This is a genomic window from Halorhabdus utahensis DSM 12940 (assembly GCF_000023945.1).
GTDB lineage: Archaea > Halobacteriota > Halobacteria > Halobacteriales > Haloarculaceae > Halorhabdus > Halorhabdus utahensis.
This window is the reverse complement of the sequence record NC_013158.1, coordinates 2,077,701-2,097,411: the sequence shown is the minus strand read 5'-3', so window position 1 is coordinate 2,097,411 and position 19,711 is coordinate 2,077,701. Positions and strand designations below refer to the sequence as shown.

Genomic DNA, 19,711 nt, shown 5'->3' with positions numbered 1-19,711 from the left:
GCTCGTGGAAACATGGCAATCGAACCGTCAGCATCGGAGACCAACGGCAGCGAGGAGTACGGCGTCATCCCTGCCAGGGGCCAGGAGATCCACGTCGATCGTGGGGAAACGTTCGCAAACAAACTGATCGACCTCTCGACCGGTGACAGCGTCTGCCTCCGCGTCACCGGATCGAACTCTGTGATCCGAAACGTCGGGTTCGAGGGGTGCTACCGGGGCGGTCGGTTCCTGCTCTGGATCGACGGCGATCCCGGTGACGTCCTCGTCGAGAACGTCTACATGGGCGACGGCGCAACCAGAGAGGGGTCGGGGTGCGTCCACGGCCCCGGCGGGGTCTTTCTGCACCACGGCAACGAGGCGGACGTCCGCTTGCACCGGTGTAACGTCCAGGGGTTCCCGAACAACGGGTTTCACTGTTCGAACACCGCCGCCGGGGCGGGCAGCGTGCACTTCGATCGCTGTTTCGGGAAGAACAACGGCGTCGCGACGTTTCGCTGCGGGGGTGGCGCGGATCTGATCGAGAACTGCGTCGCCTACACCGACGGGACGGACTACGGCCACGACGATGACGAGTACCTCGAAACAAACGGCCGGCCGGTCTGGGTCTGGAACGGCGGCACCGTGACGATCAGGGACTCACACTTCGCCGACGGCCCCTACCCCAACGCCATCGTCGCCGGCGCGAACGACGCCCCCGGTCGGATCAGCTTCGAGAGCGGCGGCTACCGGGGCCCCATCCAGCGGACGTGCGGGTCCACCGTCGACGTGAGTCCGGCGGTGTCCGACGACCCCGACCTCTCGATCCCCGACGGCGTCCCGACTTCGGCGAAGGCGGCGGCGGGTGGGTTCGGCCGCCCATCGAACCGCTGGCGGGCGAACACAGACGTGGACCTCCCTCACAGCATCGTGTTCGCGGCCGGGGAGTCCGGCGAGCCGAGTGCCTACGCCTTCGAGGCCGACGCAGTCGTCACGGCGGGCCACCACGACGCACGGATCAGCGACGGCTATGGCGTGCACCCGGCCGTCCAGGGCGTCGTCGAGGACACCGTCGAGGCGTACTGGTTCCGGGGAAACCTCGAGGCACTCTCCGTCGATGGCGATGCGACTGTCAGCATCCAGTACGATGGCCGCGATGCGGACGCTCACGAGGGGCCGAAACAGTCGTGATGAACCCTTCGGCGGTCGCGTCCGTCCGTACTGTCCCGAAACCACCGCTATCTGGCCGACGTGAGCCGAGATGATCGTGAGCCACCCCGACTGTCGACCGACGGCGAGTGACGATCATCGACTGACGGTGAGTGCCGATCATCCACCGATCCAGAGTGGCAACTACCGACCGAGCGTGCACGGACCCATTCGCCCGCGGCGCCCCTCGTTCGCGCCCGGGAGCGTGGAACTGGACGCGTCGAAGCCCAGCAGACGATCGAACGGGGGTGGGTAACGCCATGCCGACGGAGGACACCGTCAACACGCACGACACGGTCCGCGAGCGCTCCCAGACGACCCGGATCGTGTCGTGGCTGTTGCTGTCCGGCAACCGACTGCTCGTCGCCGGGATCCTCGCTGCCATGTTCTTCCTCGTCTTCACGATCAGTACCTTCATCCTCCGTCCGGAAGTGTACCAGATGGACACCGAAGGAGACCTGTCCGAGCGGCTGTTCTCGACGATGATCATCGTCATCGTGACCGGGACGACCATCGTCGTCACGTTCGGACAGCTCATCCTCACCCAGGAGAACGGGCCACTCGGCGACCAGTTCGAGCGCCTGGACGGGGCGATGGAGTTTCGGGATCGCGCCTCGGTGCTGATCGGGGCCCCCTGTTCGACGAAGCCCTCGAAATTCCTCAGCGACATCCTGGAAGCCACCTCCGAGCGGGCCGAACTGGTGCAGGACATCGACGACGCCGGCAACGAGGACTTGGCGCGGGATCTCACGGACCTCTCGGAGGGTATCGTCACGAACGCACAGGACGTCCGAACGCAACTGGAAACCGCCGAATTCGGGACGTTCGACGTGGTGTTTGCCGCCCTGAACTTCGATTACAGCTGGAAGGTGTTCCAGGTCGAGCGCATCGTCGACGACTACGAGGACGATCTGACGGCCGAGCAGGTGGCGTTGCTCGATGAACTGAAGGAGGCACTCATGTTGTACGGACCGGCACGGGAGTACATCAAGACGCTTTACTTCCAGTGGTCGCTGATCGCCCTCTCGCAGGTGATCCTCGCGGCGGCAGTGCCGGCACTCATCCTCGCGGGCACGATGCTCGTCTCCCTTGACGGGAACACCTTCCCGGGCAGGACGTTCGGCATCGAGCACATCATCCCCGTGATCGGGATTTCCTTCACGATGACGCTCCTACCTTTCATGGTGTTCATCTCCTACATCTTCCGTATCTTCACGGTCGCAAAGCGGACGCTCGCGATCGATCCGCTGATCCCGCGCCAGTCCTGAGAACGCTGGACGCGTTCGTTCGGGGGGACAGCCGACGCCTCATTCCCCCGGCAGACTCCCGATGATCGAGTCGGTGAGAGCGGCTTCGAGGTCCGTATCCCGGTATCCTGCGGCGAGGTTGACGTCGACGGCCCAGTACTGGCCAGCCTCGCCTTTGACGAAATCGACACCGATACCGCGGAGATCGAACCGGTCGATGAATGTCCGAAGCGCGGCGGTGATGGTCGGCGCAGGCTGCACTCGACTGAGGAATCGTTTCCGACCGTACAGCTTCGAGGTGACGCGTCGCCCCTCGACGTGCGTTCGGTCCCCATCGTTGACAGCGTAATACTTGTAATCGACCGGCTCCGTCGGGATCAGTTCCTGATAGAAGTCCCCCACACCGTTGAGTGCGGGGTCGCTGCCCCAGACGTAGGCCCCCTTCGCGACGTACTCGCCCGTGGGCTTCTCGAAACTGATGTCGGGTGTGTGTAGTCCCATCTTCGACGCTGCTCGAAGCCCGACCAGCCGTGAACTGAGGACGATCGTCGCCTGGAGGTTGTTCCACAGCGGCGTCCCGCTTCGTCGAGCACGCCAGAGGGCCGGCAGGGCGACCGGGAGTGTCTTCTTGTTGACGATCAACGAGAGGTCGGCAGCCTGGCGTGGACTGAGTCCGGACTGTGGATGGAAGAACCTGACCCGGTAGCCCGCATTGCGGAGACGTCCGGCGACCTCCGTGAACACTGGCTTGTTTCGCTTGCACAGGAGACCGATACTGCTGGTCCCGGTCGCGCCTGACATATACTTTCTCTGTCAGGTTCGGACGTCAATAAACCGCGTTCTCCTCGAAGACCGTCATCGTGCGCTTCGACGACCGACCGTCGCTTTCCGTCCGCCGGTCGAACGTCACGTCGATGACTGGAGAACAGCCTCGTCGAGAGGCGGGTCGCGACTACGGCGACGGATCGACCGGGGAGAGATCACAGCGGGGTATAGCCCCGAAGCGCACGAAAGCGCTCACGAACGCGGGTGACTGACGTGGATTTCCCCGAAGAGTTTGTGTCCTTGAGCGAAGCCATCGAAGCGGGTACGACCGCCGAGACGGTCTACAGTACGCCCATCGAGTGCGGCAATCGGACAGTCGTGCCGATGACGCGCGTCGAGTACGGCCTCGGTGGGGGTGGCGGGGGCGGTGGCGGCGGTGCGGACGGCGTCGGCGGCGGTGGCGGCACCAGCGGCGACGACGATGACACCGAAGGCGGCGGACTCGGTGGCGGGCTCTCCGCACGACCGGCGGGTGCCCTCGAAGTGACCGACCGCGGAGCGCGGTTCGTCCGGCCAATCGATCGACGGCGATCCCTGGTGCTCGTCGCCGTGGGGTTCGTCTGTGGACTCGTCCTAGGTTGGCTCCGGTGAGCGCTCGAAACCCGTCGAACGGCCGGGTTCGGACAATCTAACACGTGGTTTATGAGCGTCTGGGTCCGATCATAACTCGGCGGCACCCAAAGAAGCCGACCAGGGCGGCCGAATACAGCTCCGCCACGAGCCGGCGTGCCGAGTATGGATACGGCGCACGAGAAAGAAACGAGAACGTGCTCCCTGGACGAAAATCCGGGTTCGACTCCCGACGCTGGCTTTCTGGAACGGACGAACGTGCGCGAAAACTTCGATGAAAAGGACCGCTGGTGAACCGCTCGCTTCGTTCGCGGATGAATAGTTGCGGCAACGCCACCGTCTCAATATACCAGTATGTGCATCAGATCCTAACGCAACGTAGACTTATATTGCAAACCTTACGTAAGCTAAGATTGACACAAAGACACCATACTGGGCACTGAAAGAGACGATCCAAGGGTAGAAGAGTTCCTTAGCCGAAGGCCATGAGAGTAGTTTATGCGCAGGTGATCTGATATCCAACTCGGGTAAGTCGTCGGAAACAATTTGTGGGAGGCGTTTTGCATGTGCATTTCCAACAATGACGACGATACGGCCCCCATCTTGAGCGGCTTCCTCAACCATCTGAGCGATCTGAATATCTCGGCCAGAATCTGTTCTCCGGGATTCGTGAATCCGTAAGAGGAGCAGCGGAAGAAGTCCACTCACGAGTAACAACGATACGCCTCCGAAGACATGGCCAGCTAATCCAAGTCCGATGGCAGCTGCGAATAGCAGGAAGAAAAGCATTGCTGCAGCAATTTTGATCAGTGTGTGGGAATTCTCGAGGATCGATGCGTTCGAGTCCCTTGTGTACTGCCTCTCTGCGCCCTGAATATCCGCGATATCTTCAAGAATCGTTTTGTCAACGTACATGATCTGAGCGAAGAGATACTCGAAGATCAGAAGCATCCATGCATACCATATCTGAGTGATTTTGAAGTCCCATTCTTTCTCTTCGGGACCCTCAAGAATGAGATGGTCCACCCCCTCTTTGAGAATCTCTCGCTCTTCCTTCAAGTCCCTTTTAGAGGTGTGGACTTCTCCCTTGATGATGACTTCTGTATCACTCATTGTATACTCCCCACAGATTCCCTGCTGGTTGAACTGTTTCGAAGAGTACGGTCCTGCGTCCGCATGCAACAGTACAATTCAGCGATGCGAGTGTGAATTGATTCGGCACAGAGGTCGGACCCGAATGCTTGTATTCTCTGCCACTGAACTTTCGGTCTGCAATGTCTGTACATTGCAATTCAACCATGGAACCGGGACATGATATAATATTTAGATATTTAGAAAGTGAAACGGTGTTCGAGTATTTAAATCTCAGTTTCAGGTATTTCAATCCCATCGCACTCGGGTGAATTCAAATGAGATATATTCAAGACGTGATCGAAGATTTCAATCTCAGAAAGGAGTCAGGTCACAAAAAGGCCCAGATTGTCGAGTGGTTTCAAAAACATCCCGGACAAAGGTTCGATATCACAGAAGTCACTACTGCGGTCGGGGAAGAATTGGAAATCGGCCAAGGCCAGATTAGAAATTATCTTCGAGAACTTTCTGAAGACGGTATTCTAGTCCAGACTGGTGAAAAACGCATAGCATACCAATTGGCCGATGATATTGTTGTTCCGGCCAGATATCAAGCCCGCGCGGGCCTCCGTCATCTTACCACGCTACTCGATTATGACCGCTGGGGAGTCGCTGGCTTCCTAACGATGACGACGGTCCTCTGGGCAGCACTTACCCTGCCGTTCTGGTTCCTGTGGGGGACTCTTGTCGTATTCTCTCTGGACGAATATGGTTCAATTTCTCAGCCGGAATTCCTAACTCTCGCAGTTGCTATGTCGATTTGGCTAATCATATTTATCTTTAGTACAGTTGTTTTGTATCGAATTCATCGAAGGTACCGTCAATGGAGATCAACATAAGTCGGTTACAAGGCTCTAGCATGACTGCCTCATTGGACTGTGAGGCCAGTTCTTTACCGCAGCATAGTCTTGTCGAGAGTTAATGCCTAATCAATTCTGACCGGCAATGATTCGATTCAAACTAAGCGCCATCTATTCAGTAGCGTCCTCATCATCTGGTTGGTCTCTGTGAGTAACGGTGTGACTTACTCAGAGCGTGTATTCAGCAGAGGACTATTCGATATTTCAGCACGTCGACCACAAACCTGCCGGGTGGAGGTATAGAAATATGCGTTGCGGCCACAAGCATACGCCGAGCGGAGCGAGGGGTTTCACCGCCGGAGCCGTCGAAGACGGCGGAGGCGGCCTTTTTCACCACCGGGAGCGCAAGCGCTCCCGAGCCCACACTCACTTCGTTCGCGTGGACCATGTTTTTGCACCGAGTGGTTCGCGCGGAGCGCGAACCCGAGGCGGAAAAAGATGGTTTCTAGAGCTCACTCCGCTTGATGAGGACGTAGATGAACAGGCCACCCAGTACGACGCTGGCGTAGGCCTCCATGCTGACCAGCACGAGTCCGAGGTTGCCCTCGGCGACGACGTTCCCGTAGCCGATCGTGAGGAAGGTGATGTAGCTGAAGTGGAGGTTTGCGGCGAACGTCTCGATGCCGCCCATCGAGATGAAATCGGCGATCGAGTGGACCTGGCCGGCCCCGGTCCGGAACGGGGGGCCGCCGAACGTGTACAGCAACGCTGGGAGGACGGGGAAGAAGATGAACATCGCGGCGATCCGGTACAGTCGCATCCCGTGGCCACAGGTGAGTCCCAGAAACAGGTTCTCGGCCACGCGCTGGCCGTTGCGGATCCGCGTCCGGAATGGTTCCGCGGGATCGCGGGCGATGTCCTTGTAGTTTCGGCGGGCGAACTGCTGGCGCTTGAACCGGAACTTCCCGGAGGCTTCGACGTTACCGGCCGTCGAGGCGCTGGTCTTGGCCCGCTGGTAGGTCTTCTCGACGTTCAGTGACGTCATCTCGACGGCGTACTCGTATTCGAGGCCGTCGTCGTCGAAGTCGTGGAGTCGCCAGTCCGATCGGGTGAGAAAGTGAGCGTGGGCGGTGAAGTCGAAGTTCTCGAAGGTGGTGTCACAGAAGCGGACGTACTGGAAAAGATCCCGGTGGGCACCACTCTCGACGCTGAAGCCGACGCTGCCGAGCGTCGCGATGGTGAGGTCGTACCGGACCCCGCCGCCGTCCGGCTGGACGATCTCCCCGTCCGCGAGGACGGCGTCAGTGAAGTTGACGACGGTATCGCCCCCGTTTTCGCTCACCTTCAGGTCGAGGTGCTTCGTGAACTTGGCCTCGGTGAAGCACGCGGCGTGCTCGAAGGAGACCTCCCAGAAGCTCGCGGAGGTACACCAGGCGTGATGGAAGTTCGCGTCACCCGAAAAGCGGACCTCGTCGAAGGTCACGCTGGCGCTGTCGTGGTTGTTCGAGCCCTCGAACTCGACGCCGGGGAAGTTCGCGGGCCCCTCGAAGGTCGCGCCCTCGAAGGTGACTTCGTCGTCGAAGGTGGCCGCGTCGAAGACGGCCTCACCGGCGAAGGTCGCGGCCTGGAAACTCGCCCGTTCCTGAAACAGGACGTCATGGAAGCGAGCGTCGCCGTCGAACGTCGTATCTTCGAAGGTCACCGCGCCGATATCCCCCGATTCGAAGCTGACTGCCCGGGCGAAACGGACCTCGGAGAAGTCGGCGTCGCGATGCAGGACCGTCCCGCCACCCTCGAACGTGACGCCCCGGAAGTTCGTCTCGCCGTCGAAGGTGGCCGCCGCGAAGGACGCGTCGTCCTCGAAGGTGGACCCGTCAAAGGTGGCCGCCGATTCGAAGGTGGCCCGGTCGAACCTGACGGGCGCGGTCGTCGTCGCTTCATCGAAGTGTACTGCGTCCGAAAACCGCGTCGCTTCGAAACTGGCAGCCTCGAAGTGCGTGTGATCGAACCGGACGACATCCTCGAACGTGGCACCCTCGAAGGAGGTGTAGTCGTCGACGTCGATCCCCCGGCCGCGGAACGCCGAACCGAGGAACGTCGCGCGCTCGCGGAACGTCGCGTCGTCGAAGGTGGCGGGATCGCCGAAGGTGGCCTGGTCGAATCGCACGGGGCCCTCGAAGGTCGCGCCGTCGAAGGCCACGTGGCCGCTGAAGGTCGCGCGGTCACAGTCGACGTCCCCCTCGAAGGTCGTTCGCTTGCAGAAAAATCCGTCATGGAAAGTGCCGCCGTCGAGTTCGAGCGTCCCGAGTTTCGCGTCGCGGAGATCGACAGCCTCCTCGAACCGGGCGTAACTCGCCACGAAGTCGCCGTGAATACATGCGTGGCGAAGATCGAGCAGGTGTTGATCGTCGTGGTCGAAGTCGAGATGATCGAAGTCCAGGCTCGGCAGCGTCGCACCGACGAAGGCCCGCCGCTCGGGGTCGCCGCTCCCGAGTGCCGCCTCGAAATGCTCGCGAACCGCCTCGTCAGCGATGTCGAGTTCCGCACGCTCGGCGGCCGTGTGGTGAAACACGCACCGCTTCTGGTCAGCGAGTGCGTCGTGTGGACAGTGCCAGGGGCCCGTCAGCGCGGGGGTCGAGGTGTCCTTGAGGACGAACGCACATGTGCTGTCGTTGGATGAGGGGGTCACTCGTTCACCGTCCGTCGTGGATTGGGACCCACGATGCCCGAAGCCGGGGTGGCCCGCGTGGGGGAACAGTCAGTCATCTGTGAGCGCCTCGAGTTCCACGTCGATCGACGCACGTTCCGCTTCAGTTTCCTCGTAGGCCGCCTGTTGTGCTGAGCGTTCCTCGACCCGTGTTTCGAGTTCTGCCTGGAGGTCCTCGACGAGTTCGAACGCGTCGAGACAGGTCGCTCCTTTGTCCGTTTTGGCCCCCAATCTGTCGATGTCGGCCTCGAGACCGGCACGCTCGATCTCGAGGGTCGCCACCGTGGCGTCCGCCCGCGTGCGTTCCGCTTTCGCCTCGGCGCGTTCCGAACGTGCCTCCTGGTGATCGGCCCGAAGGTCCGCGAGGTTGGCCTCGCGGTCCTCGACGCGGCCCGCCGCCGCCGCGACGGTCTCCGACCGGAGCGAGCGGAGGCTTATCGCCGTGCCCCGGAGCTCCTCCAGTTCCTCGATGCCGGCGAGCAACTCCTCGCGTTCCCGCCTTGCCGTCTCGAGCCGGTGTTCGATCTGGCCCAGTTCCTCCTCGATCGCCTCTACCTCGCTGGCCGTGCGATCGGAACCGACGGTCTGGTTGCACGTGGGACAGCTCCCCCCACCGTCGATCGACTGGAGTTCGTCGCGCTCGGTCGCCAGGGTGGACTGCCGCGTCGTGAGATCCACGACGCGTTCCTCGATACGCTCGACCGACGCCCGCATCTCCGCTTTGCGTTCCGGGAGCCGGTCGTCGGTGACTGCGCCGAGGGACTCCGGGGAGAGGGCGATGTCGAACCTCTCCAATCGTGCCCCGAGCACGGCCAGGTCGTCCCTAAACCGGGATCGAGCGTCGTCGAGGTCCTCGCGGGCGTCCGCGACCGTCGTCTCGGCCTCGTCGATCCGTTCGCCGATGCGATCGAGGGCCGCCGAGATCTCCTCGATATCGGCACGAGCGTCCGTCGCCCGCTTGGCCTCGGCTTGCAGCCGGTCGTCTGTCAGCTCTACCTCGTCGGATCGCACGTCCCGCAACTCCCCGATCGAATCGAGGTACGAGGCAACGACGCCACGGGTGTCGGCGGTCACTGTCTCCGGGAGTCGATCGGCCGGGAGGAACGCGTCCGTCGCCGTATCGCGTGCCTCGGTCGCCGCCGCGATTGCGTCGTCCATCGCGTCGGTGCTGACCTCCATTCCGTCGAGGGCAGCGCCCAGTGCCGACAGCTCGGCGTCGAGTTCCTCGCGTTTTCTGCGTAATCTCGTTCGTTCGTCCGTCATTCGTGTGAGTCCGTCATGTCATTGGTTGTCGTCGCTCGTTCCGTCGACCGTCGCCCGGCCGCGCACTGTACACCCGGCACTGTCTGTCGTCCCGATCGCCGTCGAACCCCTCGCAGTACGGCAGTTTCGACGGTATTCCGTGCAGTCGGGAGGGCCGCCAGGGGATCGTTCCCACGGGGTATCGCTCCGGACCTCGAGTTCGATTGCCCCCTTCAGCCAGTACGATGTCGCCACGTCGACACGCGACGCGAACTGGCCTCCCCCGAGGTGGGAGCCCCGCGCTGAACGATCCTGCTTGGCCACGGGAGCACTCTACGCCCGAACGCTCATGAACGAGCGTCGTCGCCGAACGGATGGAGACCCACGATTCGAGGGTTCGGGGGGCTCTCGGGGTGCTGTCGCAGTACCTTCGGACCACGCTGACCGGTATCCGCCGGCGCGATGGCGAGCGGATCGCTGGCTGACGCCAATAGCGATAAGGCGCCGGTAGACGCCGGCTGGGTGGCGACGGGTCATTGACTGACGCCAGCGACCCGGCACGCGGTGACCAGTATCTGCCAGCGACCCGGCACACGGTGACCAGTCGTTGCCAGCGACCCTCCCCAGGCTGTCAGCGATCACTCGGTCAGGGTCCCTCACGGTCGACCCCGAGCAGTGCTCTGCAGTGGTTCTCGAAGGTGTCCGTGAGTTCGTCGATGTCCGCCCCAGCCAGGTCGCGCCGCCCCCCGAGACCGCTTCCGACGGTCGTTGCCCCCTCGGAACGACCGTCCTGAGACCCAGTGTCACGGGCCCCGTCGACGACGTGGGTCATCGCGTCCAGGAGCGCTTCGACGACCTCGCACGTCTCGGATGGGAAGTAGATCTTGTGTTCCGCGTAGTAGGTTTCGAGGTCGTTGCGGGACTCGGTGGCCTGCCGGCGGCGTTGCTCGTTCGAGGCTCTCGTCTCCAATGCTCGGACGTCCCGGTCGAACTGGACGAATCGCCGGTACAGTTCGCGGACGACACTCGCCCGCTTCTCGTGAATCCGTGAGGAGGCGACGCGCCGTGCCTCGGTCTCGGCCCGCTGGCGGGCGAGTTTCGTCTCGAAGAACTGTTCAATCCCGTCTTCGACCACCGCTGCGGACCGGTCGATCCCCTGTTCTGCGACCTCGGCGGAGCGGTCGATCCCGTCCTCGACGAGAGTGGAGAACCGCTGGATGCCGTACCGTGCGATCAATCCGGCGGCGGCGGTGCCGGTGGCGACCAGTCCCAGGTTTGCCAGTGCGTCCATGACCATCGTTGAGTGGGAAACGGTGGCCGGAGGGATAGCCCACCCAGATGTTCGAGTAGCCGGACGATCCACGCAAATCGCCGAATCAGGGAATAGGACAGGTAGATACGCTAGATGCCCTCGGGTACCTGCGTCGTTCATGAGCGAACAGTAGCGACTGTTCTCCATGGAGGTTCTCGTCCCCATCAACAGTCGAGATTCGGCCCGGGAGACGGTGGAATACGCCCTTCGCGAGTACCCCGATGCGTCGATCACGGTGATACACGTGACACCACGGAACGGAACGCATGGCATGGGCGGCATGTACGTCCACGGACCACCGGTCGAGGCGGAACGGGAGTACACCGACCAGCTGTTCGAGATGGCGAACGGAACGGCGAGTGCTCACGGTCGCCTGCTGACGACGATCACCGCCGTCGGCTGTCCGGTCCGGGAGATCGTCGCGTACGCGGAGAAGTCCGACACCGATCACATCGTCATCGGGAACTGCAAGCGGACCGGTCTGGCTCGGTTCCTCTTCGATAACGTGACGAAAGGCGTGGTCTACCGCTCGCCCGTGTCAGTGACGGTCGTGAAGTGAGTGGCGCGGACAGAACTGCTGGATTGCACGGCCGGTCAGTACTCGCGTTCGATCAGGAAGTCGGCGATGCCTTCCAACAGATCCCGGGACTCGTTGTCGGGGAGCACTCAATTTTCCGAAAAACAATGAGAGCAACGCATCTATAGCGCGTTGTTGAGTGCCAGACCGAAGGCATACATCGAATCGTAGCGTTCCGCCGGATCGGTTGCCATCGCCCGCAAGAGTACCTCGTCAAGCCCCGCTGGCACCTCCGCGACCTCGCTTGGCGGGGTGATATCCCCTTCCAAGATCGCATCCCGCTCGGCCTCCACCGGCTCTGTGCCTGTTAAGACGTAATAAGCGACAGCTCCCAGCCCGTAGATGTCCGTCGCTTCATCGGGCTGGCCGTAGGCATCGCTGACCTGTTCGGGGGCGGTATACGACGTGAGGACTGTCTCACCAGCCGCCTCTCGGACGACACGGTCAAGTCCCCAGTCGTCTACCTTCCCAACTACTTCGTCATCCTGCCGCCCGGCCCAGATGTGCCGGGGAGACAGATTGTGATGATATACGTTGTACAGGGCGACGTTGCGCAACCCCTCCGCGGCGTCCGTCAGGATTCCAATCGTCTGCTCGAAGTCAAGCCAACCCGGAGGCTCGGCTAACGTAGTCCATTCCGCATCGGACTCGGTTGCGACCCACGGGCGTGGCTCCATCCCTCTGTCGTGAATCGTCACTACGTTCCGATGGGAGCTCCCGTTCACCCAGCCGAGTACTGCCCGTTGGAACCGCTCAGCAACGGGTTCTGTGGGATCGGACGGCGTGAGAACGCGAACCTCGTCCGCTTCCTCCGCGTGCCGGCCACGGTAGACTTCCAATGAGCCATCGTCGGCAAGGAGCGTTAGCTCGTTGAGGGGTCTGATATCGGTGGCCAACCTGTCGGCGCTACCCTTTCCCGCACTCCCATCTGAGGTCGACGGGGGCTCGTTGGCATCGGGTTGAGTGACTTCGGAGACCGCTGACTCCTCATCCGTCCGCTCGGGTTTCGCTTCTGGTTTCGTCTCAGTGCCCGTCTCACCCCACTCATTGTCTCCGGACTCGGCTTGATAGCCAGTGAGTCCCGACTCCGTCCCGACGTAGAGGGCTTCACTTGTCGGCGCAATCCCGGTCGCCTTCCTGTCAAGCGCCAGCTGCCAACGTTCTTCGCTGTTCTTTGTACTTAATCCCCAGACGTTCGACTTCCCGCCAACGTACAGAGTCGTATCAACGATTGCCAGTCCAGTCACCGTTGTCTCGAACCGCTTGGGTGACGTATGTTCGTAGGCCGCGGTAGCAACGCTGACGATTGTACCCTCCTGGCTAGCCAACCAGACCGACCCGTCAGTGGCAGCAAGGTGGGTCAAATGTGCAATACCTGTCTCTACGGACCAAATGACGTTGCCATTGTCAGCGTTGAGCGCGTAAAGTGTTCCACCGCAGTCTGCGACATACACAGTGTCGTCGGCCACAATCGGTGCCGACAGGCGATTACCTTGTACGTCGATCGCCCAGTTGGTGTCTCCGTTTTCAGTGTCAAAGGCTGCCACCGTCGACTCTGTCGTGCTCACCACGACTTGATCGTCGGAAACGGCTGGCCTGTTAGCGACGGGTGCCGAAACGGACGCTTGCCACTGCTCGGCCCCACCTTTCGCGTTGACCGCGAGAACGGTGCCATCTTCGCAGGTCACATACAGCCTATCCTCGTGGGGCACCGGTGTGCCGGCAGCATCACTCGGGAGCGAAAGTGTCCATTCGGTGTCACCGGATTGTTGGCCAAGTGCAACCAACGCTGTCCCAGAGGCTACGTAGACCGATGAAAACTCAATGGCTGGCGTCGTGGGTATGCTGTCTCCGATCGAGGTGCGCCACAGTCGCTCGCCACTCCAGTTATCTCTGGCCGTGACAGTCCCATCGGCGCGTCCAGCCACGACTCTGTCGTCGGCGACGACTGGTGCGGTGGTCTCGTGACTGCCTGCCTGCCAGGCGCTGTCTGAATCGGGCTGAACCGCACGACAATCCGGCGCTGCAGCGGTGTTTGCCGCGTCGCGGCCTGGACGTGGCCACTTCGTGAGTGTGTCGAGTTCCGATGAATCTGACAAACGGCGATAGGCTACTACGCCCAATATGTAAAATATTAGAATAGGGAGTATTACGACATGGCCTATTCCAAGTAACCAGCTGAAAACACCTGAGGGAGGGGCAGGGGTCAATTCGGTGTCATGCAAATATGCATAGCCCATAGTAATCGACATTAATATTTGTGCGACAGGATACACTATTGAGAATACATGCAAAATTATTATTATCCTGTCTCGAATTGAAAAATAGTAGAAATATGCAAGAGAGAACAGTATTAATAAAAATGGAACGAACAATGGTGTGCTTGCAAAATAACCCATCCACCAATAGGTCCCGAGTGAAAGCGAGTAAATTGAGTTTGTGTAATTCCAACGCTAAGTACTGAAACCATAAGCAACACGATCAAGTAAATAACTATGCTCTTTCTAAGATTGTCAAATACACTTATAAATTTCAGATATGTGAGGCTATGGATACCATTACCAATAGAGAGGAATGGAAGTAGTACCAGTAATGGTAAGAATATATCAGTATATAGTCCGTTCTCTATGAATCTCACAGCCCACCCGTGGGTTTGGGCCATTGTGAGATGATAAACCGCAGCAATTGTTATCCAAAGCCATGCTGTTCTATAGGTAAAATTCAATTTATCATGGTTAGATCTATAAGAAGATATTTTAATATCCATGTTTGGAAATAGTTTGGGCTATAATTAGAAAATATTTACTATTCAAAGGAATCAAATTCACCAACTCGTATACTCTGGGCGTAGAGTTCAATTCCGGACTTCGAGACTACTGCATCTATCTTGGAAGAAACGGCTTTGTTGAAACCCTTGCTGGCAAACATAACGGGTGAGTAGTCCGAGACAGAATGGATTCTCTCCCGAAATCACGCCTCCTCCGATTCGTCGAACGTGCTGTCGTGCTGGCCCGCCGTGCTGTTGCTCGGTACGCGACGCCCTATTTACTGAAGCGGTTCACGCTCCGGCAACACGTTGTCTTACTCTATCTGAAAGTCAAGAAGACAACCACGTACCGTGATCTCGTTGACGAACTCATCGAGATGCCCCGCATCCGTGACGCCCTCGATCCCTGCACCCTCGACGCCCTGCAAGGCGTTCGACCGCCTGGAGATGGCCGTCTGGCGGGTGTTACTGAACGTCTCGATCGGGGACTTGCCACTGAACGGTGTCACCGGTATCGATGCGTCCGGGTTTGAGCGGGCGCATGCATCAACTCACTACACGAAGCGAACAAACCCCACTATTCAGCAGTTGAAGACAACACTGTTGGTCGATACAGCGACCAACGCCATTCTCGATGTTCACGTGACGACAACGCGGAAGCAGGATACGCAGATTGCGCCACAGGTAGTGGAACGGAACGCAGAGTCTATCGGGGTGTTGACCGCTGACAAGGGATACGACGACCAGAAACTCCGGCGGTTCGCGCGTGACCACGATATTCGACCACTCATCAAGCATCGAGAGTTTACACCTCTCCACAAAGCGTGAAATGCGCGACTGGACAGCGATCTCTACCACAGGCAGAACATGAACGAGACAGTCAACGCGGCAATCAAACAGAAATTCGGTGCATTCGTCCGGTTACGCCTTTGGTGGAAGCAGTTCCGGGAACTCGTTATCAAGTGTATCGTTCAGAACCTGGAGCGAAGCCTCGCCATTTCACATGAGGAGGGGCGAATGTCCGTGATTCTGAGAGGAACGGACTGCTGAATATAGAGCGTCTATTCAGCACTGGCGACAAGAACTCACGAGAGAATCAGTGTCGAGATTTGTGGTAAACTACGACGTTTGCCGGACGCCGTGACACACCTCGAAGGGATATACATCACAGTACGTCAGACGCTCGTAGCAAGTTTGAATAGAGTATCATCCATATGCTTTGATATGTCGTCAGAAGTTATGTTAGAGGTAGCCCCGCAAAAAGCTGCGAATGTAGCAGCTAATGCAACAAATCACGGACAAATAACTAGAAAGGAGGCAAAGGAGTATAAAGTGTAAAACAAAAATAAAGACAGGTGGTATGCGACCTTCACTAAAGAGCCGTTTGGATGTAAGATGAGGTATCCCTCAAAGGGTAGCGACATCCAAGATGCTGCCGTCGATAAAATGAGTGATGCCCTTTCAATATACGAGGTTTAATTATTCTTCTGGTGAATACGCGCATTTTATCGGCTCATCTAACTGCTGAATACGCGCGTTATATCTCGCACGCAATTCTTGACATTACGCAGACAGGAAGTGCGTGTGAAGCTTCTATGACGCGCTCAGATTGATCAAAAGCCCAGAGTTATATCAATTCAACTTTTAACACTGGAATGACAGTCTGCCACATGATCAATGTGATCGTTAGGAGGATTACTGCAAACTTCATTCCTGAGCGAAAGTTCCTGCCGCGGATGTACCCCGCAATGAACGAAGATAGCAGTGCCTGCAGCGTGGCTGCATGGAAAAGTAGCATCGCGCGGAAATCGGAGCTCGGCATGTACCTGCCAATGCTTCGGGCGGAACCGCTATGGACGGAACTACCCCCGTCTACGCTGTTGCCTTGCTGATAGAGCCTAGCTATCATCTCGAACTTCACATCCAGCATGGCAATCACGCCCAGTGACGCCAGATATGTTATCATGATGATTATAATCTGTATTTGAATGCGTGAAATTCGCTTGCGGTCGATATTGTTTTGATTCTTGGAGAGACTGCCGATGATCTTATTCCAGGAAGATACTTTCCGCTCGTAGAAGATAGCCAGCGGGATGAAGTTGATGTAGGCGGGAACGTACAGCCAGAAGAACGTCCCCTGGAGTGGGTCGGCCATCATCCCTGCCAAGGAAGTCGGCGCCCAGTCGGACATAATGGCCAGCGCCAGTGCGATCATCGTAACGGGGATCGTCACGCCAAGCATGAGCAATGGACGTTCCCAAAAATATACATATATATCATTTAATCTCCGAAGTAGTTCGTTTCTTTGAAAGAGATCGTGATCTTTTTTATGAACAACACGGCGATAGTCATCGTCTTTGGTTTTGCTCCTTGCAGTTGAGACCAAACCAAGAGCAGCAATACCAATGATTGGAATCAATCCGTATACAGCGAGATATATCGGAATTGATGTCGAAACGTTCGTTGCTGCTCTAGTAATTAAATTGTCTAGTATCAAGAGAGGAATCATATTGAGACTAACGCCGATGACAACAGCACCGAGAATGCCCATGTCAGCTTGGCGAGTCGGTTTTATATCGCGAGTCTGTGTGTCTATCTCGTCGTCGGTGGTGTCGGATGTGTTGCTTTGTTCTTCGTCTGTGTCATCACGCTGGTCCCCGTCTCTGTCCTTGTCGTTTCCATCATTAGACTCAGGTTCGTCCTCGATGGTGGGGAGTTCGGCAGCGGTGGGAAGCACGCGAGAGATAGCACTGTTGAAGTCGACAGCGGAGTCATAGCGGTCGGCGGGGTCGATAGCGAGCGCTTTCAGAATTACATTGTCGACGTTGGAGGTCACTTCAGGGTGCGAGTTGTGGCTACTGGGCGGAGTCAGTTCGCTCGCCTCAGTACGCTTATCGGGCACTTCGGGCAGATGTCCGGTTAATGCGTAGTAGGCGACGGCGCCGAGGCTGTAGACGTCAGCCCGTTCCATGTCGGGCGTATTGTTGCTTGCCAGCTCCGGTGCGGTAAATGCTGTATTTGTAGCCCGGCCTGCCGCCTGTTGGCAGGCATCTTTGAGGCCCCACTCGTCGACAAGTGCTGTGACACCATCGTCAGTCTGCTGTATCCAAACAGTTTCTGGTGAGAGTGCCCCGTGAGTAGTATTATAGAGAGCCGCGTTGCGCAAAGCTTCGGCGATATCGTCGAGGACCGTCCGAATTTCTGGCAGTGAAAGGTCCGACTGTACTGCTTTGAGTGGCCGGCCATCGACAAGTTCGACAGCAATCCAAGGGCGAGGTTTGTCACCTCGTGTTTTGACAGTGACAACGTTTGGGTAAGTGCTGAGATTGAGCCATTGGCCGCTGATCCGTTCGAACGTTTCGTCGACCGCTTCGTCGGTACTTTTCGGCCCGACAGTGAACACCCGCAGCGTTCGAGTGTCATCCGTGAGTTTTGCATGGTAGTAATGGACAATATCGCCTGTGCTGATCTCGGTTGCCGTGCTGATGTCGGGGCACGCACGGGCGAACGCCTCCGCTGGCTCAGTCATAAATGATACAAATACTATCCAAAGGAAATCCTATAGTTGTTGTGGAGTATATCAATGCATTCATTTCAATACATATTGCAGTTATATTTGTACAATATATGTTACAATTACAATATCTGTACAATGCAAGTTTATTCCCTGTATTGGGCATTCAGAGGAGACTGCTCTGGAGGAAACTCCACCCAAGACTTACGCGTTGTATCTTGCACGGCTACTGAAACCTATCACCACGTGAAGATTTCAACAAGGCCGAAGAAACGACCTAGCGAGACAAGTGAAAACCTGCTAGTAAATACGCTGAACGAGAGTGTCATAGAAGGATTCTCATACAATGGTTTCGGTGCTTCCTGGATTATCTCCATGGTCGTAGTGAGTCTCGTAATGACGAGGTAAAGGCACAGAGAGAGGACTTCTATTTACGCGTATAATCAGGTTCTGGATGTATATTTTGAAGTTATTCCGAGGCCGTCTGTGTTTCGTTCTCCGTCGTGGTTGATGACGAGGACTCGGTAGTCGTCGTCAAGGAGGACCCGGTTGTGGTTGTCGAAGAAGACTCTGTAGTGGTTGTCGAGGAGGACCCGGTTGTGGTTGTCTAGGAGGACTCCGTGGTGTTTTGTGTCGGTGATGCTATTTCTTTTCCGGCTGCGGTTTTATTCTCGGTCAGATCAAACGAAACAGAGGCAGCAATATCTATCTCATCACTGGATATATTGAGGGTATACTGCTCCCCGGATTCAAACGTGGACGGTTGATTGAGATCGGCAGTAATATTGTTGCGTGGCGCAAATGACGTTCCATTCCCATATATTTCAGCAGTCTCATTATAAATAGTAAGTGTGAAATTATATGTGGAATATTCAGATCCGGAAGCATCCCCGATATCCAGATGATATTCTATCGATGTCGCGGTCACGTTATTTACTGCAATTGAACCGGAGCTACCAGTATTGGAGATGTTGGTCGCGTAGAGAGGAGTCGCATCACCATCGGCGTCAGCTGGACACACCGGATTGTCCACGACGGGGAAGGCCCCTCCCAAGAGGTGACAGGAGCCAAGCAGCGTCCCGGCGATGATGACACCAATGATGAGCAGTGCTGATACTGATAAGAATGCGAGGTAGTACTCTTGAAGGAATCCGGGCAAGTACTGTTTCAACCCAGAGGGGCCGCTGTACGGGCCCGTGGATTGGAGTCGTTTCCGTCTTCGTTCGCGCAGATCTTCGATCGCCTGCTTTGTGTCATCGAGGAATGTTATTCCCGCGTAGTCCCCTTTTTCCACTATAATATCATACTCTTCTAGGTGTGGTGTATTTCTGTTCTCGGAGATGGCTACTTTGTTCGCACTGGACGATCTGAGTAGCTCATTGAGAAGTCCAACCGCCTGCGGATACGTTCGCACACCGAGATGGGCAGATTCTTCGCCTTGATTCAGTATTTGGTCAATATCTTTGATATCACGGGAGTCTCCGGGGATTTCGGGAGGTGAATCATTGAGGATCGTCTCGAATACTTTCGTGTCTTCAGTAGTTGTGACAACATCCATGCCAAGCTCCTGCTCGATCCGCTGCTTGAACAGGTCCCGAAAGCCCTGCATGAGATCGCCCTGTGAACTTGTTCGATACACTGCATAGTACTGCTCTGAGCGGCTCGCTTCTGACTCACGAGCCCTGAAAAAGACCGTGAGTGATGTTGACGGTCCTCGTCCTTCTATTGCTAGGCGAACACCAGCAAAGAAGAAGTCCTGAATCTTTTCGTTCTGAGTGCGAGTCGAATCATCGACCGGCTGACCCTGTGAATCGTATATCTCTATCTCATCCAT

At 57.6% G+C, this 19,711-nt stretch carries 14 protein-coding genes and 1 pseudogene; 6 read left to right on the top strand and 9 right to left on the bottom strand.

Annotated features, from left to right (window positions below):
- Nucleotides 1–12: 12 nt before the first annotated feature.
- Nucleotides 13–1,167: a hypothetical protein gene (locus HUTA_RS10125; RefSeq protein WP_015789805.1), complete on the top strand. Its 1,155-nt coding sequence runs from the start codon at nt 13–15 to the stop codon at nt 1,165–1,167.
- Nucleotides 1,168–1,445: 278 nt separating this feature from the next.
- Nucleotides 1,446–2,453 carry a hypothetical protein gene (locus HUTA_RS10115; RefSeq protein ID WP_015789804.1) on the top strand — a complete coding sequence of 336 codons (1,008 nt, stop codon included), beginning with the start codon at nt 1,446–1,448 and terminating at the stop codon, nt 2,451–2,453.
- A gap of 39 nt (nt 2,454–2,492) precedes the next feature.
- Here the strand turns inward: HUTA_RS10115 and HUTA_RS15920 are convergent, their stop codons facing one another.
- Entirely contained in the window at nt 2,493–3,233 is a 741-nt protein-coding gene (locus tag HUTA_RS15920; protein ID WP_015789803.1) for a hypothetical protein, read from the bottom strand.
- A 228-nt stretch (nt 3,234–3,461) separates the two neighbouring features.
- Here HUTA_RS15920 and HUTA_RS10105 point away from each other — a divergent pair, with 228 nt between their 5' ends.
- Entirely contained in the window at nt 3,462–3,848 is a 387-nt protein-coding gene (locus HUTA_RS10105; protein WP_015789802.1) for a hypothetical protein, read from the top strand.
- Between the two features lie 363 nt (nt 3,849–4,211).
- On the opposite strand, the gene HUTA_RS10100 is transcribed toward HUTA_RS10105, so the two are convergent.
- Entirely contained in the window at nt 4,212–4,940 is a 729-nt protein-coding gene (locus HUTA_RS10100; protein WP_015789800.1) for a hypothetical protein, read from the bottom strand.
- A 314-nt stretch (nt 4,941–5,254) separates the two neighbouring features.
- Between HUTA_RS10100 and HUTA_RS10095 the strand changes: the two genes are divergently transcribed.
- Complete coding sequence (locus HUTA_RS10095; protein WP_143920361.1) at nt 5,255–5,797, top strand: hypothetical protein; 543 nt, start codon at nt 5,255–5,257, stop codon at nt 5,795–5,797.
- A gap of 202 nt (nt 5,798–5,999) precedes the next feature.
- Here HUTA_RS10095 and HUTA_RS15615 read toward each other — a convergent pair whose 3' ends face one another.
- The 4 genes from HUTA_RS15615 to HUTA_RS10075 all read right to left on the bottom strand — a co-directional run bounded on the left by HUTA_RS15615 (nt 6,000) and on the right by HUTA_RS10075 (nt 10,998).
- Nucleotides 6,000–6,206, bottom strand: a complete 207-nt coding sequence (locus HUTA_RS15615) for a hypothetical protein (protein ID WP_169304893.1) — start codon at nt 6,204–6,206, stop codon at nt 6,000–6,002.
- A gap of 57 nt (nt 6,207–6,263) precedes the next feature.
- The gene (locus HUTA_RS10090; RefSeq protein ID WP_015789798.1) at nt 6,264–8,447 is read right to left on the bottom strand and encodes a pentapeptide repeat-containing protein; all 2,184 of its coding nucleotides are present in this window, start codon (nt 8,445–8,447) and stop codon (nt 6,264–6,266) included.
- 69 nt (nt 8,448–8,516) lie between these two features.
- Nucleotides 8,517–9,728, bottom strand: coding sequence for a hypothetical protein (locus HUTA_RS10085; RefSeq protein WP_015789797.1), 1,212 nt, complete (start codon nt 9,726–9,728; stop codon nt 8,517–8,519).
- Between the two features lie 625 nt (nt 9,729–10,353).
- Nucleotides 10,354–10,998 carry a hypothetical protein gene (locus HUTA_RS10075; protein WP_143920360.1) on the bottom strand — a complete coding sequence of 215 codons (645 nt, stop codon included), beginning with the start codon at nt 10,996–10,998 and terminating at the stop codon, nt 10,354–10,356.
- 166 nt (nt 10,999–11,164) lie between these two features.
- Between HUTA_RS10075 and HUTA_RS10070 the strand changes: the two genes are divergently transcribed.
- On the top strand, nt 11,165–11,578 hold the full coding sequence (locus tag HUTA_RS10070) for a universal stress protein (RefSeq protein WP_015789795.1): 414 nt from the start codon (nt 11,165–11,167) through the stop codon (nt 11,576–11,578).
- A gap of 140 nt (nt 11,579–11,718) precedes the next feature.
- On the opposite strand, the gene HUTA_RS10065 is transcribed toward HUTA_RS10070, so the two are convergent.
- Nucleotides 11,719–13,524: an outer membrane protein assembly factor BamB family protein gene (locus HUTA_RS10065; RefSeq protein ID WP_169304892.1), complete on the bottom strand. Its 1,806-nt coding sequence runs from the start codon at nt 13,522–13,524 to the stop codon at nt 11,719–11,721.
- Between the two features lie 1,024 nt (nt 13,525–14,548).
- On the opposite strand from HUTA_RS10065, the pseudogene HUTA_RS15140 reads away from it, so the two are divergent.
- Nucleotides 14,549–15,413 (top strand): annotated as a pseudogene (locus tag HUTA_RS15140) (IS5 family transposase).
- 577 nt (nt 15,414–15,990) lie between these two features.
- On the opposite strand, the gene HUTA_RS10050 reads toward HUTA_RS15140, so the two are convergent.
- Both HUTA_RS10050 and HUTA_RS10045 read right to left on the bottom strand, forming a co-directional pair.
- Complete coding sequence (locus HUTA_RS10050) at nt 15,991–17,892, bottom strand: protein kinase family protein (protein WP_015789793.1); 1,902 nt, start codon at nt 17,890–17,892, stop codon at nt 15,991–15,993.
- Between the two features lie 592 nt (nt 17,893–18,484).
- Nucleotides 18,485–19,711 carry a hypothetical protein gene (locus HUTA_RS10045; RefSeq protein ID WP_015789792.1) on the bottom strand — a complete coding sequence of 409 codons (1,227 nt, stop codon included), beginning with the start codon at nt 19,709–19,711 and terminating at the stop codon, nt 18,485–18,487.

What these genes read in the sequence shown, in the direction of transcription:
- HUTA_RS10075 (WP_143920360.1), bottom strand. Translation starts at nt 10,998, where the DNA reads ATGGACGCACTGGCAAACCTGGGACTGGTCGCCACCGGCACCGCCGCC.
- HUTA_RS15920 (WP_015789803.1), bottom strand. Translation starts at nt 3,233, where the DNA reads ATGTCAGGCGCGACCGGGACCAGCAGTATCGGTCTCCTGTGCAAGCGA.
- HUTA_RS10100 (WP_015789800.1), bottom strand. Translation starts at nt 4,940, where the DNA reads ATGAGTGATACAGAAGTCATCATCAAGGGAGAAGTCCACACCTCTAAA.
- HUTA_RS10085 (WP_015789797.1), bottom strand. Translation starts at nt 9,728, where the DNA reads ATGACGGACGAACGAACGAGATTACGCAGAAAACGCGAGGAACTCGAC.
- HUTA_RS10115 (WP_015789804.1), top strand. Translation starts at nt 1,446, where the DNA reads ATGCCGACGGAGGACACCGTCAACACGCACGACACGGTCCGCGAGCGC.
- HUTA_RS15615 (WP_169304893.1), bottom strand. Translation starts at nt 6,206, where the DNA reads ATGGTCCACGCGAACGAAGTGAGTGTGGGCTCGGGAGCGCTTGCGCTC.
- HUTA_RS10070 (WP_015789795.1), top strand. Translation starts at nt 11,165, where the DNA reads ATGGAGGTTCTCGTCCCCATCAACAGTCGAGATTCGGCCCGGGAGACG.
- HUTA_RS10045 (WP_015789792.1), bottom strand. Translation starts at nt 19,711, where the DNA reads ATGGATGAGATAGAGATATACGATTCACAGGGTCAGCCGGTCGATGAT.
- HUTA_RS10050 (WP_015789793.1), bottom strand. Translation starts at nt 17,892, where the DNA reads ATGACTGAGCCAGCGGAGGCGTTCGCCCGTGCGTGCCCCGACATCAGC.
- HUTA_RS10125 (WP_015789805.1), top strand. Translation starts at nt 13, where the DNA reads ATGGCAATCGAACCGTCAGCATCGGAGACCAACGGCAGCGAGGAGTAC.